The organism is Modestobacter sp. VKM Ac-2985, from assembly GCF_026967925.1.
In the GTDB taxonomy this organism is placed as follows: domain Bacteria; phylum Actinomycetota; class Actinomycetes; order Mycobacteriales; family Geodermatophilaceae; genus Modestobacter.
Genome location: NZ_JAPVBI010000001.1, coordinates 992,599 through 1,004,995, shown reverse-complemented (window position 1 = coordinate 1,004,995; position 12,397 = coordinate 992,599). Strand labels below are relative to the sequence as shown.

The following is a 12,397-nucleotide window of genomic DNA, read 5'->3' as shown; positions in this document are numbered from 1 at the left end:
CGTCCGCAGGCCGATCCGCGATGACCTGCTGCCTGCCAGGGTTCGACCGTGCGCAATCCCGTCCCCGCTGCCGCCGTGTCGTCCGAGGCTCCGCAGGCTTCTCCTGACCGTCCTCTCGACGTTGCCCACGACCGGGACGGCGGTGTCGACGGCGGCGGTTCCCACCTCGCGCCGAGTGCGGAGGAGCGATCTGGGCTGGGCACCCCCGCGGCGCTCGGCGTGGCCGTGCTGGTCGGCCTGGCATGGGGAGCCGCGACGTCTGGCCTGCAGACGGTCCTGCCCTGGCCCTTCTCCGGGCTCGCCAACGCAGTCAGTCCCTGGGTCGCCCCCGCCTTCGCCGTCGGTGCGCTGACCAGGCGGTCGTGGGTCGCTGCCGTCGCCGGGGTGCTCGTCTGCCTCGGCGAGGTCGGCGGGTACTACTTCGTCTCCATGGTGCGTGACTTCGGCGTCAACCCGTCCATGGTCGTGTTGTGGGTGGCCACCGGCGTGGTCGGCGGTCCGCTGTTCGGCGCGGCGGGATGGTGCTGGCGTCGGGTGCGGTCGCTGCGCTGGGCGGGGCTGAGCGCGGCGCTCCTGGGCGGGGTGTTCCTCTCCGAAGGCGCCATCGGCTATGGGGTCTACCTGGGCTACGCCGGTGACGCCGTCGTCTTCTGCACCCTCGGGGCCCTGCTCGTGGTGGCGCTGGGAGCCGCTGCGCCGGCGGCACGAGCGGCTCGTGCACCTGGTCGAGGCATCGGCACCGCCATGGCCTGGCTGCTGCTGGTCTTCCCGCTGGGTGCCGCCGGGCAGGCGCTGCTGCGAGTCGTCGCCTGAGCCGTGCCCGGTGGGCACACCCGCACGTGGTCGACGACCAGGCCTGGCCGCGCGATCGAGGAGCACGCGTCACCCGCGGCGGCGGACGTCGTCCAGGTAGCGGAGCACCGCGGTCACCCGGCGGTCGGCCCGGTCGTCGGGCGGCAGGTCGAGCTTGGCGAAGATGCTGCGGATGTGCTTGTGCACCGCACCGTCGGTGACCACCAGCCGCTCCCCGATCGCGGTGTTGCCCAGCCCCTCCGCCATCAGGGCCAGCACCTCCCGCTCTCGTGGGCTGAGCCGCTCCAGCCGGGTGTCGGTCCGGGTCCGGGCGAACAGCTGGGCGACCACCTCGGGGTCGATCGCGGTGCCGCCGGCGGCGACCCGGTGCAGGGCACCCAGGAACTCCTCCACCCGGCCGACCCGCTCCTTGAGCAGGTAGCCCAGCCGGGCGGCGCCGCCGGCGAGCAGGTCGGTGGCGAAGGCCTGCTCCACGTGCGCCGACAGCACGAGGACGGCGAGGTCCGGCCGGCGGCGCCGCGCCTCGACGGCGGCCACGATCCCCTCGTCGGTGTGCGTCGGCGGCATCCGGACGTCGACGATCGCCACGTCGGGCCGGTGCTGGTCCAGCGCGGTGAGGAACTCCGCCGGACCGGCCGCGGTCGCCACCACGTCCAGCTGCTCGGCCCGCAGCAGCAGGGCCAGGCCCTCGCGCAGCAGGGCGTCGTCCTCGGCGATCACGATCCGCACGGCAGCTCCACGGTCAGGGTGGTGGGCCCGCCGGGCGGGCTGGTCAGGGTCAGGGTGCCGTCGTGCGCCTCGACCCGGCGGCGGATGCCGACGATGCCGGAGCCGCCGCCCTCGACCGCGCCGCCGGCACCGTCGTCGGTGACGCGGACGCACAGCCGCCCCGCACGCAGTCGCACGTCCACCGCGGCCCGGCCGGCCCCGCTGTGCCGGGACACGTTGGTCAGCGCCTCGGCCACGGCGAAGTACGCGGTCGCCTCGACCGAGGCGGCGCAGCGGACCGGCACGTCGACGTCCACCTGGCACGGCACGGCGGAGGTCGCGGCCAGCCCGGTGAGCGCGCCGGCCAGACCGCGGTCCTCCAGCACCGGCGGCAGGATGCCGCGGGCCACCGCTCGCAGCTCGGCCAGCGCCTGCTCCGCGGCGTCCTGCGCCCGCCCGAGGATCTCCTCGGCGGCTGCGGGGTCCCGGGGCACGGCCCGCCGGGCGGCCCCCAGCAGCACCGTGACACCGACCAGCCGGTTCTGTGCGCCGTCGTGCAGCGACCGCTCGATCCGGCGCAGCTCGGTGGCGTGCGCGTCCAGGGCGGCGGCGCGGGTGGCGGTGAGCTCCGCGACCCGCAGCGAGAGGTCCGTGCCGGCGTCCGCCGCGAGCAGCCGGCGTCCGCGCCGGGCCAGCAGGCCGGCCACCGGCGGGGTGAGGACGACGGTGAGCAGCGCCCAGGCCAGGCCGATCCCCACGACCGGGACGACACCGGCCCAGTCGGACACCACCCAGAAGGTCAGCGCGTCGGTGGCCTCGTCGTCGGGCAGCAGCTGCCACCACAGCGGGAAGGTGAGCTCGCGGACGGCGTAGATCGGCAGCAGCAGACCGACCGCCGACAGCAGCAGGCCGGCTGTCGCGTGGCCGGCGAGCCAGCGCACCTGGCGCCGGGTGGCCGGGTCGGCGGCTGCGTCCCGGAGCCGCCGTGGCGGGGGCCCCGCGCCGACGACCTCCGGGCCCCAGCGACCGAGCCGAGCCCGCTCCCGCTCGGCGACGGCGTGGACCCCGCGGAGGCCGGCGGGCAGCGCCAGCAACCCGATCCCGACCAGGCTGGTGACCAGTGCGCCGAGCAGGAACAGCAGTACGCCCAGCGCGAGCAACGCCGTGCCCAGCGCACCCGGCAGCTGCTCCAGCGCCACGAGGCTGCGGCCGGCGGTGCGGGCCACGGGGCCTCGCCGGGCGCCCGCACGCTGCCTGCTCGTCGTCGCCACGGCTGCTGACGCTAGGGCCCTTCACGGGGCGGGGACAGCGATCCGGGCCAGGAGTACAGCCTGCTGTACCCCCGGCGGGTCAGGTGAGAGGCGGGTCAGACGAGCTTCAGCGTCATCCGCTTGAGCCGCACGATCAGCCGCATGGCCCCGGACCGGCCGAGCTCCTCCTGCCGCTCCTGCAGCTGACGGCCGAGCTCCTCCAGCCGTTCCTCACCGAGGCCGTGCGCCTGGGGGAACATCCGCTGCTCCTCCTCGAAGGTGTGGTGGTGCAGCGTCGAGGAGAGCATCCGCACCTCGGTGACGAACTCCGGGTCGTCCACGGGCGTGCGCATGACGGTCGCGAGCTGCTCGTCGATCTGCCGGTGCTCGGCGTGGGCCAGCGAGAGCAGCGGGGAGACGTCCCGGACGGCGGGGTAGAACAGCTCGTCCTCGATCTGGGTGTGCACCTCCAGCTCGCGCAGCAGCCGGTCCCGCAGCCGCCGGCGGTCCGTGACCTGGTCGTCGGTCGTCTCCGCGAGCTCTCGCAGCAGCCCGCGCAGCACGTCGTGGTGGGCGGTCAGCACCTCATCGGCCTTCATCGGGACGCCTCCTCGGCGGTCGTCGTGGCGGTGGGGCTGCGCCAGTGCCGCCGGCGGCGGACCTCGACCTGGCCGTCGCTCACCCGGGTCTCGAAGCAGGGCAGCGGGGCGGTCGACGGGCCCTGTGCCGGTTCCCCGGTGGCCAGGTCGAAGCGCGAGCCGTGCCACGGGCAGACCAGTTCCCCGCGGTGCAGCCACCCCTCCCCCAGCGGTGCGCCCTGGTGCGGGCAGGTGCCGCCCACGGCGTGGACCTCGCCGTCCTGGGCGACCAGCACCACCGGCACGCCGGCCACGTCCACCCCGACCGGCTCCCCCTCGACGAGGTCGGCCTGCGCGAGCACCGGGGTGAACCGGCGCGGCTCGGGGCTGCGGTCGGCGTGGTCGGTGCCGAGGCCGTGGCGGTAGGACAGGGCACCGCCCAGCCAGCTGCTGGCCACCGTGAGCGCGAGCCCGGTCGCCGCGGTGACCCGGGCCCGCACCGCCCGGCCGCGCCCGCGGTCGACGAAGGACCAGCCGTACAGCGCGAGGGCGGCGCTGTTCAGCCCGGCGTGCACCAGCCCGACCCGCCGGGCGCCGTCGTGCGCGTGCTGCCAGTCGGTGAACCCGGTCGCCGCGGACGCCACCGCGCCGGCCACCCCCACGCCGACCACGGCCCGGGCCGCCGGGCCGGCTCCCGGACCGCCACGGCCGGTCGCGTCGAGACCGTCGAGCACCAGCGCCGCCGACCAGGCCCCGACCGGCACGGTGACCAGCGCGGGGTGCAGCGGGTGGCCCAGCCAGACGCCGTGCAGCAGGTCCTGCAGCGGTCGGGCCAGCCGGCCGGTGAGCAGGTAGGTCAGCGCTATGCCGTGTTCCACCTGGTAGCCCGGCGCGTCGAGGACGTCCCAGCGCTCGACCGCCCCCAGGGCACGTTCCAGCCGACTCCGCACGCTCACCGGGGGACGTCCCGTCCAGTCATGTCCCCCCGGTGCCCGGTGCCGGGCGGACGAAACGACGTCTCCGAGGCGCGGCAGACCCGGGCCCTGCGGGGAGCCTCCTCCGGCCCCGTCGCACGCAGCGTGGAGGATCGGGCGCGTCCACGTCCTCAGGAGGAACCGTGCCCGTCTCGCTCCCCCCGCTGCCCACGACCGTCGTCGGCAGCCTCCCCCAGCCGGACTGGCTGATCGACCGCGACCGGCTCGGGCACCAGTTCCCGCCGCGGGTCCGGGCCAAGGAGCTGTGGCGCGTGCCCACCGAGTTCCTGCAGGAGGCCCAGGACGACGCCACGCTGGCCACCATCCGGGCGCAGGAGGAGGCCGGGCTGGACATCGTCGGCGACGGCGAGATCCGGCGCGAGTCCTACTCCAACCACTTCGCCACCGCGCTCGACGGGCTGGACCTGGACCACCCGGGGTCGGTGCGCAACCGCTCCGGCATCGACATCCCGGCGCCGCGGGTGGTGGGTGAGATCCGCCGGCCGGCCTCGGTGCAGGCGGCGGACGTGCGGTTCCTGCGCGCGCACACCGACCGGGCCGTGAAGATCACCGTGCCCGGCCCGTTCACCATGGCCCAGCAGGCGCAGGACGACCACTACGGCGACGACCGGGCCCTGGCGCTGGCCTACGCCGAGGTGGTGCGCGCAGAGATCGCCGACCTGTTCGCCGCCGGCGCCGACATCGTGCAGCTGGACGAGCCGTGGCTGCAGGCCCGCCCCGAGGTGGCCCGCCGCTACGGCGTCGAGGTGCTCACCGCCGCGCTCGCCGACGCCCCTGGGCCGGTGCACGTGCACGTCTGCTTCGGCTACGCGGCGATGGTCGCCGACCGGCCCGAGGGCTACTCGGTGCTGCCGCAGCTCGCCGACGTGCCCGCCGCGGCGATCTCGATCGAGACGGCGCAGTCGCACCTGGACCCGGCGACCCTGCGCCCGCTGCGCGGCACGGGCGTCGCGCTGGGCGTGCTGGACCTCTCCACCCCCGAGGTGGAGACCCCGCAGGTCGTCGCCGACCGGGTGCGCCGCGCGCTGGACCACGTGGACGTCGACAGGCTCGTGCTGTCCAGCGACTGCGGGCTGAAGTACCTGCCGCGGGAGTCGGCCGCGGGCAAGATGCGGTCCCTCGCCCGAGCTGCGGAGCTGCTCCGCGCCGAGCTCTGACCCGGCCGGCGGACGCCGCCGGCCGGGAATGACCCGGCCGTGGGCGCGCTTCCCGCGGACATGACCACCATCGGACTCATCGGCAGCGGCAACATCGGCAGCACCGTCGCCCGGCTCGCGGTCGACGCCGGCCACGACGTCGTGCTCAGCAACAGCCGGGGGCCGGAGACCCTCACCGAGCTCGTCGGCCGGCTCGGGCCGCGCGCCCGGGCGGCCACTGCGGCCGAGGCCGCCGCGGCCGGCGACGTCGTCGTCGTGACCGTGCCGCTCAAGGCCTACCGCGAGGTGCCGGTCGAGCCGCTGCGCGGCAAGGTCGTGATCGACACGAACAACTACTACCCCGACCGCGACGGGCACATCGCCGAGCTCGACGACGAGTCGACGACCACCAGCGAGCTGCTCCAGGCACACCTGCCGGAGGCGCAGGTCGTGAAGACCTTCAACAACATCTACGTCACCCAGCTCGGCACGCTGCAGCGGCCCGCGGGCGACCCCGAGCGCTCCGTCCTGCCGGTCGCCGGGGACGACGAGACGGCCAAGCAGACGGTGTCGGCGTTCCTCGACTCGATCGGCTACGACGCCCACGACGTCGGCCCGCTCGCGGAGGGCTGGCGCTTCCAGCGCGACACGGCGGCCTACGTCGTGCCCTACGCGGTCCCCGGCGACGGCTTCCCCGAGGTGCCGGGGCGCCAGGTCACCCGGGCGAAGCTGACAGAGCAGCTGGCCGCAGCCGTCCGCTACCGCGACATGTGACGGTCGGGGCGTCGTCGACGCCCCGACCTGCCGTCCGCCGGCCGGGGTCAGAGGTCCCGGCGCGGGTCCTCGGCGCGCTCCTCGACGGCGCCGTGGTGCAGCAGGCTGGCGATGGCCAGGGCGAGGCCACCCCAGATCACGGCCATCGCCACCACCATCATCACGATCGCGGCCGTGCTCATCGGGGTCCTCCGTCGTCCTGGTGGCGGGTGTGCGGGGCCGGGTCGGGCGCGTGCAGCGGCTCCGCCGGGTCGGAGCCGGGGGGCGGTCCGTCCAGGTGCGTCCCGGCGCGCCACGGCAGCCGGGCGAGGAGGAAGCCGATGAGCGGCAGCGCCACGACGAGTGCCCAGCCGAGGACCAGCAGGAGCCAGGCCGGGTAGTCCTCGTACGGCGCGGCGAGGTCGTCCCGCAGTGCGAGGACGAGCACCACGGCCAGGCCCGCCGGTGCGACGACGCTCGTCAGCAGCCGCCACCCGGTGCCCACCCGGGGACGCCCGTGGACGTTGAGGTGCGCGCCGAGGACGGGCAGTGCCCGGAGCGCCCACGCGACGACCAGCATGCTGACCAGCGCCACGACGAGGATCCCGTACTGGTTGACGAAGTGGTCGACGACGTCGAGCACGTAGATGCCGCTCGTCGTGCTGAACAGCACCAGGCTCAGCACCGCGGCGGGGACGCCGACCGCGAGGGTGGCGGTGAGCCGGCCGGTGTCGAGCTTGTCCCGGACGGCGGAGATCACCACCTCGATCACGCTGATCAGCGAGGTGATGCCGGCGATGACCAGCGCACCGAAGAACAGGACGCCGAGGAGGGCGCCGGCGGGGGCCTCGCTGATGATTGCCGGGAAGGCGATGAAGGCCAGGCCGATCCCGCCACTGGCGACCTCGTCGACCGGGACCCCGTTGGCCTGGGCCATGAAGCCCAGCGCGGCGAACACCCCGATGCCGGCGAGCAGCTCGAAGCCGGAGTTCGAGAACCCGACGACGAGGCCGGAGCCGACCATGTCCTCCCGGCGGCCGACGTACGACGCGTACGTGATCATGATGCCGAAGCCGACCGACAGCGAGAAGAAGATCTGGCCGAACGCGGCCGCCCAGACCGAGGCCGAGGTGAGGGCCGACCACTCGGGTGCGAAGAGCGCGTCGAGGCCGGCCCCGGCGCCCGGCAGCAGCAGTGCCTGCACGACGAGGGCGGCGAAGGCGAGCACCAGCACCGGGATGACGACGAGCGAGGTCACGCCGATCCCGCGCTGCACACCGAGGGCCATGATCACCAGGACGGCCAGCCACACCAGCGCGAGGGGCCAGAGCACCCCGGGCACCACGTCGGCGGTGACCCGGACGTCACCGGCCTGGAGGAACTCGCCGAAGAAGAAGCCCTCGGGATCGGCGCCCCACGCCTCGTCGAGGGAGAAGAAGGTGTAGCGCAGCGCCCAGGCGATGACCGCCGCGTAGTAGACGGCGATGACGAAGCAGATGCCCACCTGCCACCAGCCGAGCCCTTCGGTGCCGCGGCGCAGCCGGGCGAAGGAGAGCGGTGCCGAGCCACGGTGGCGATGGCCGATCGCGTAGTCCAGCAGCAGGAACGGGATGCCTGCGGTCAGCAGCGCGACCAGGTAGGGCAGCAGGAAGGCGCCGCCACCGTTCTCGTAGGCGACGTAGGGGAACCGCCAGATGTTGCCGAGCCCGACGGCCGACCCGATCGCTGCCAGGATGAAGACGCGCCGGGAGCTGAAGCCGCCGCGGCGGCGCTCCTGGTCAGGCTGTGCGGCTTGCCCTGCCGGCGTGCTCATGCCACGTCCTGTTCCGTGACGACGTCGACCCCGCGCACCGGCTCAGTCGCCGGCACGTGGGACCACCGCGAGCTCGTCCGCCTGGACGTAGACCTCGACGTCGGCCAGCAGAGCGAGCTGATCGGGCTCCAGCTCACCGCTCAGCTCGTCGAGGAACTCGTCGGTGACGGCGGCCACCTCGCCCTCGAGCTCGGCGATCGTCGTTCCGATGCCGAACCGGTCGGTCAGGTCGCCGTAGTACACGAACACGGGACCGGTGTCGGTGTCGATGAAGAACCCGGCGCTCTGGACGGTCTCGGTGACGACCAGGCCGGACGCATCGACGTCCTGTCCGACCTCCTCGGCGCTGATCCCCTCGCTCAGGTCGACCGGGTCGTCCCGCTGGGCGACGACGACGGCGGCGACGGCGAGGGCCACCAGCACGAGCAGGCCGATCAGCGCCAGCAGCAGCCAGCGCCTCGCGCGAGCCGATGAGCGGTTCTCCCCAGATGTGGACATGACACCTCCTGGCCCACGACCGTGCCCGGAGACGGCCCGCGGCACACCCGGGCCGGTGGGCCGGGCTGTCCGGCAAGGCCTGAGACGACGAGGCAAGGGCGTGATCCCACGAACGGCGCAGGGGCACGTGCACCCATCGACCGCGAGATCAGCACCCCGGCACAGGCCCGGTACGCCGGGTCGTTCAGCCCTTCCCGGCGGGATCGGCGACTCCTACCATCGGGCCATGACTCGGAAGCCACTCCGGTGCCGGTTCGGGTTCCACTCCTACGTCCAGCGACACCCGGACGGCGGACGGCCTTCGGGACCGGACGAGAAGATCTGCAGGCGGTGCGGGAGACGCACGGGCACCCCACTCGGAAACGTGCCGGGCGCCGTCCTCGGCTGATGCGACCTCTCCGCCGCTGAGCACCGCCTCTCCGCCGGAGGAGACGTCGCGCGTGGTCCGTCGGCCGACGGCCGACGGTGCGTGGACTGTTGTACCCGGCAGAGTCCGGCCGACTGCTCTTCCTGACGACGAACCGCCCCGGACCTGACGGTCCGGGGCGGTTCGGGGGACTACGTGGACCTCCGCACGTCGTGCGGAGACCTCGGGGGGTGGAGGCGGCGGGAATCGAACCCGCGTCCTGCGACGCATCACCAGGGCTTCTCCGAGCGCAGTTCGCTCTGCCTCTGCTCGGCCCTCCCGATCTCACGAACGAGTCGGGATGACGGGCCCAGTCGCTGTTTGGTGTCCCACACGCACCCGCGACCGATGCGTGCGGTGAGTCATCTAGCTGATGCCAGGATCCGGGCCGATGACGAACCCGGGCTGACAGACTCGCCTAGCTGCTGTTAGGCAGCGAGAGCGAAGTCGCGCTGATTGGAATCGGCGCTTGTGTTTTTTGCAACGGATGGTTAACGAGATCATCGTTGCCTTCCTCGGCTCGCTTCCCCTGGCCAAACGACCGCAGTCGAGACCAATCGCCCCCCTGTGTAGTTGTACGGCCAGCATAACGGCAACCACCCCGGGGTTGTTCCCCGCGCGCGCAGGTCCGCCCCTCGGTCAGCCACGTCCGGCCAGCGCGGCGCGCAGCACACCGCGGACGTCCTCCGCGGAGACCTCGCGCGGCGCGGCCGGAGCCGCAGCGGCGACCCGTCCCGCCACCCCGTCGACCTGGTCCTCCCGCAGCCCGAGAGCGCCCAGGGAGGTCGCGGCGCCGGCCCGCACGGCGAGCTGGTGCAGCGCGTCGGCGCCGTCGTCGGCACCGAGGGCGCGGGCCACCCGCCGCAGGGCGTCCGGCGCCGCCCCGGCCACCAGGGCCGCGACCTGCGGCAGCACCGCGGAGTGCACCTCCTGCGACCGCCCGGTCAGGATGAGGACCCGACGCCCACCCAGGCGCGCCACCTCGCCCGGCACGTCGGCCCGCCGCCCGGCCCCGAACAGGACCCTGGTCGGCAGTCCGTCGAGGTCGAAGCGGTCGTCGCTCACGTCGGACTCCTCCTGCTCGGTCCACCCCGTCGAGGAGGAGCATCCCCTGCGCAGCCCGGTGAGCTGGCCCTCGTCCTCCCTCTAGCCTGAGCAGCGTGTCCGCTGTCACAGGCCGGCGGTCGTCCCGCTCGATCCGCCAGGGAGAAGCACATGACCGACGCGCAGACCGATGACGTCGTGGCCGACATCGACGAGCACACCGTCACCGACGCCGTCGTCGCCAGCTTCGCCGGGACGTCGGACGCCCGGCTGCGCGAGGTGCTGGGCGCGCTCGTACGCGGTCTGCACACCGCGATCCGGGAGGTGGACCCGACGCTGCAGGAGTGGGAGCACGCGATCGACTTCCTGACCCGTACCGGCCAGACCTGCGACGACGTGCGGCAGGAGTTCGTGCTGCTCTCCGACGTCCTCGGCGTCTCCTCGCTGGTGGAGAACATCAACCACCGCAAGGCCGGCGGGGCCACCGAGGCGACCGTCCTCGGGCCCTTCCACATGACCGTCTCGCCACCCCGCAGCAACGGGGACTCGATCGACTTGGTGGGCGGCAGCGAGCCGTGTGTCGTCACCGGGCGGGTGCTCTCGGTCTCCGGTGCGCCGGTGCCCGGCGCGGAGGTGGACGTGTGGCAGGCCGACGACCACGGCTTCTACGACGTCCAGCAGCCCGAAGTGCAGCCGGCGGGCAACGGCCGCGGCCTGTTCACCACCGACGACGAGGGCCGGTTCTGGTTCCGCACCACCGTCCCGGCGCACTACCCCATCCCCACCGACGGCCCGGTCGGGGAGCTGCTCGCGGCGACCGACCGCCCCCCGTACCGGCCGGCGCACATCCACTTCATCGCCGACGCGCCGGGCTACGTGCCGGTGACCACGCACATCTTCGTCGAGGGCAGCCCGTACCTGGACGCCGACGCGGTCTTCGCGGTCAAGCGCAGCCTGGTCCGCGACTTCGCCCCGGTCGACGACGCCGAGCAGGCCGCGCGGTTCGGCACCGTCAACCCGTTCCGGCTCGCCGTCATCGACCTCGTCGTCGAGCCGACCGGCGCGCCGTCCCCGTGACCGCCGCGGCCCGTCCTCAGATCCAGTCGCGGCGCTTGAAGATGACGTACAGCGTCAGGCTGACCATGAACATCAGCACGACGGCGAACGGGTAGCCGTAGTACCAGTCGGTCTCGGGCATGTGATCGAAGTTCATCCCGTAGACCCCGCCCACGAGGCTGGGGGCGAAGAGGATGGCCGCCCACGCGGAGATCTTCTTGACCTCCTCGCCCTGGGCGATGCTGGTCTCGGTGAGGGTCTTCATCTCCTCGTTCTGCCGCTGGGCGACCAGCGTGGCGTTCACGGTCAGGATGTCGCGCAGCTGCAGCCGGAAGCCCTCGACCCGCTCGGTGGTCTGGGTGACGTGGTCGGCGACGTCCCGCAGGTGGCTGCGCAGCTCCTCGTCGACGCCGTACTTCTCGAACCCGGCGGTGATCGCGGCGAGGATGCCGGTCAGCGGCTGGACCGCCCGCTGGAAGTCCACGACCTCCTGGGACAGCTCGTAGATGCGCCGCGACACCTGCGGGTCACCGCGGAACACCTCGACCTCGATCTCGTCGATGTCCTTGTCCAGCCCGGCGACGACCGGGGCGTAGCCGTCGACGACGGCGTCCAGGATCGCGTACAGCACCGCCTCCGGGCCGTGGGCCAGCAGCTCCGGGGAGCTCTCCAGCCGGCGGCGCACCCGGGCCAGGTCCGGCGACTCGGCGTGCCGGACGGTGATGGCGAAGTCCGAGCCGAGGAACAGGTGCAGCTCGCCGAACTCCACCTCCTCGGCCTCGTCCAGGTAGCGGGCGGCCTTGAGGACGACGAAGAGCGTGTCGCCGTAGCGCTCGAACTTCGGCCGCTGGTGGGCGTGGATGGCGTCCTCGACCGCGAGGTCGGGCAGGTCGTACTGCTCGGCCAGCTCACCCAGCTCGGCCGGCTCCGGGCGGTACAGCCCTAGCCAGACCATCCGGTCGTCGAAGCCCTCGGTCAGCCACTCGTGGCTCTCGGCCACCGACTCCGGCGTGGCGATCCGCCGGCCGGCGGCGTAGACCGCGTTGTCGACCAGCCGGGAACGCCGCTCGGTCGCCGGGACCGACCCCGGCTGCTCGGCCGGGCGCGGGGGCACCAGGACGGCGCGCGGTCGGCGGGTGAGGGTGGACAGGGCGGTGCGGGGGGCGAGACGACGATCGGCCACGGCGGGGCTCCCGGGGGACGCGGGGACGGGGGCAGCAGGTCCCCGCAGGCGTGCCCGCCCGGGTCAGGTGACCGGGGGCGTCAGCGGGTGAGGACCCGGGGACTGTGACTGGGAGGCTCCGATCGCACGGCCCAGCACCTCCCGTCTCCCGAGGGCCGGCGTCC

13 protein-coding genes and 1 other RNA gene are annotated in these 12,397 nt (G+C 73.8%); 4 read left to right on the top strand and 10 right to left on the bottom strand.

What is annotated here, in order from left to right; translation table 11 throughout:
* Positions 1-48 precede the first annotated feature (48 nt).
* On the top strand, positions 49-813 hold the full coding sequence (locus tag O2V61_RS04700; protein WP_331254204.1) for a DUF6518 family protein: 765 nt from the start codon (positions 49-51) through the stop codon (positions 811-813).
* A 69-nt stretch (positions 814-882) separates the two neighbouring features.
* On the opposite strand, the gene O2V61_RS04695 is transcribed toward O2V61_RS04700, so the two are convergent.
* From O2V61_RS04695 to O2V61_RS04680, 4 genes are all read right to left on the bottom strand, one after another.
* Positions 883-1,542, bottom strand: coding sequence for a response regulator transcription factor (locus O2V61_RS04695; protein ID WP_269182162.1), 660 nt, complete (start codon positions 1,540-1,542; stop codon positions 883-885).
* On the bottom strand, positions 1,530-2,747 hold the full coding sequence (locus O2V61_RS04690) for a sensor histidine kinase (protein ID WP_269182161.1): 1,218 nt from the start codon (positions 2,745-2,747) through the stop codon (positions 1,530-1,532). The genes O2V61_RS04695 and O2V61_RS04690 overlap by 13 nt, the downstream gene beginning before the upstream one ends.
* A 140-nt stretch (positions 2,748-2,887) precedes the next feature.
* Positions 2,888-3,370: a hemerythrin domain-containing protein gene (locus O2V61_RS04685; protein WP_269182160.1), complete on the bottom strand. Its 483-nt coding sequence runs from the start codon at positions 3,368-3,370 to the stop codon at positions 2,888-2,890.
* On the bottom strand, positions 3,367-4,305 hold the full coding sequence (locus O2V61_RS04680) for a non-heme iron oxygenase ferredoxin subunit (protein WP_269182159.1): 939 nt from the start codon (positions 4,303-4,305) through the stop codon (positions 3,367-3,369). The genes O2V61_RS04685 and O2V61_RS04680 overlap by 4 nt, the downstream gene beginning before the upstream one ends.
* Positions 4,306-4,466: 161 nt before the next feature.
* Between O2V61_RS04680 and O2V61_RS04675 the strand changes: the two genes are divergently transcribed.
* Positions 4,467-5,501 (top strand): 5-methyltetrahydropteroyltriglutamate--homocysteine methyltransferase, encoded by a 1,035-nt coding sequence (locus O2V61_RS04675; protein WP_269182158.1) that lies wholly within the window; start codon positions 4,467-4,469, stop codon positions 5,499-5,501.
* A 60-nt stretch (positions 5,502-5,561) separates the two neighbouring features.
* The gene (locus O2V61_RS04670) at positions 5,562-6,254 is read left to right on the top strand and encodes an NADPH-dependent F420 reductase (protein WP_269182157.1); all 693 of its coding nucleotides are present in this window, start codon (positions 5,562-5,564) and stop codon (positions 6,252-6,254) included.
* A 47-nt stretch (positions 6,255-6,301) separates the two neighbouring features.
* Here the strand turns inward: O2V61_RS04670 and O2V61_RS04665 are convergent, their stop codons facing one another.
* The 5 genes from O2V61_RS04665 to O2V61_RS04645 all read right to left on the bottom strand — a co-directional run bounded on the left by O2V61_RS04665 (position 6,302) and on the right by O2V61_RS04645 (position 10,015).
* Positions 6,302-6,436, bottom strand: a complete 135-nt coding sequence (locus O2V61_RS04665; RefSeq protein WP_269182156.1) for a methionine/alanine import family NSS transporter small subunit — start codon at positions 6,434-6,436, stop codon at positions 6,302-6,304.
* Entirely contained in the window at positions 6,433-8,046 is a 1,614-nt protein-coding gene (locus O2V61_RS04660; RefSeq protein ID WP_269182155.1) for a sodium-dependent transporter, read from the bottom strand. Before O2V61_RS04660 ends, O2V61_RS04665 begins: the two co-directional genes overlap by 4 nt.
* A 42-nt stretch (positions 8,047-8,088) precedes the next feature.
* Complete coding sequence (locus O2V61_RS04655) at positions 8,089-8,544, bottom strand: hypothetical protein (RefSeq protein WP_269182154.1); 456 nt, start codon at positions 8,542-8,544, stop codon at positions 8,089-8,091.
* A gap of 595 nt (positions 8,545-9,139) precedes the next feature.
* Positions 9,140-9,515: a transfer-messenger RNA gene (ssrA, locus tag O2V61_RS04650) on the bottom strand.
* A gap of 74 nt (positions 9,516-9,589) precedes the next feature.
* Positions 9,590-10,015 (bottom strand): iron-containing alcohol dehydrogenase, encoded by a 426-nt coding sequence (locus O2V61_RS04645; protein WP_269182153.1) that lies wholly within the window; start codon positions 10,013-10,015, stop codon positions 9,590-9,592.
* A 150-nt stretch (positions 10,016-10,165) separates the two neighbouring features.
* Here O2V61_RS04645 and O2V61_RS04640 point away from each other — a divergent pair, with 150 nt between their 5' ends.
* The gene (locus O2V61_RS04640) at positions 10,166-11,071 is read left to right on the top strand and encodes a dioxygenase family protein (RefSeq protein ID WP_269182152.1); all 906 of its coding nucleotides are present in this window, start codon (positions 10,166-10,168) and stop codon (positions 11,069-11,071) included.
* 16 nt (positions 11,072-11,087) lie between these two features.
* Here the strand turns inward: O2V61_RS04640 and corA are convergent, their stop codons facing one another.
* The gene (corA, locus tag O2V61_RS04635; protein ID WP_269182151.1) at positions 11,088-12,233 is read right to left on the bottom strand and encodes a magnesium/cobalt transporter CorA; all 1,146 of its coding nucleotides are present in this window, start codon (positions 12,231-12,233) and stop codon (positions 11,088-11,090) included.
* Positions 12,234-12,397: the final 164 nt, after the last annotated feature.

Coding starts and splice junctions, on each gene's coding strand:
- O2V61_RS04685 (WP_269182160.1), bottom strand. CDS start 3,370: ATGAAGGCCGATGAGGTGCTGACCGCCCACCACGACGTGCTGCGCGGG.
- O2V61_RS04655 (WP_269182154.1), bottom strand. CDS start 8,544: ATGTCCACATCTGGGGAGAACCGCTCATCGGCTCGCGCGAGGCGCTGG.
- O2V61_RS04670 (WP_269182157.1), top strand. CDS start 5,562: ATGACCACCATCGGACTCATCGGCAGCGGCAACATCGGCAGCACCGTC.
- O2V61_RS04665 (WP_269182156.1), bottom strand. CDS start 6,436: ATGAGCACGGCCGCGATCGTGATGATGGTGGTGGCGATGGCCGTGATC.
- O2V61_RS04660 (WP_269182155.1), bottom strand. CDS start 8,046: ATGAGCACGCCGGCAGGGCAAGCCGCACAGCCTGACCAGGAGCGCCGC.
- O2V61_RS04640 (WP_269182152.1), top strand. CDS start 10,166: ATGACCGACGCGCAGACCGATGACGTCGTGGCCGACATCGACGAGCAC.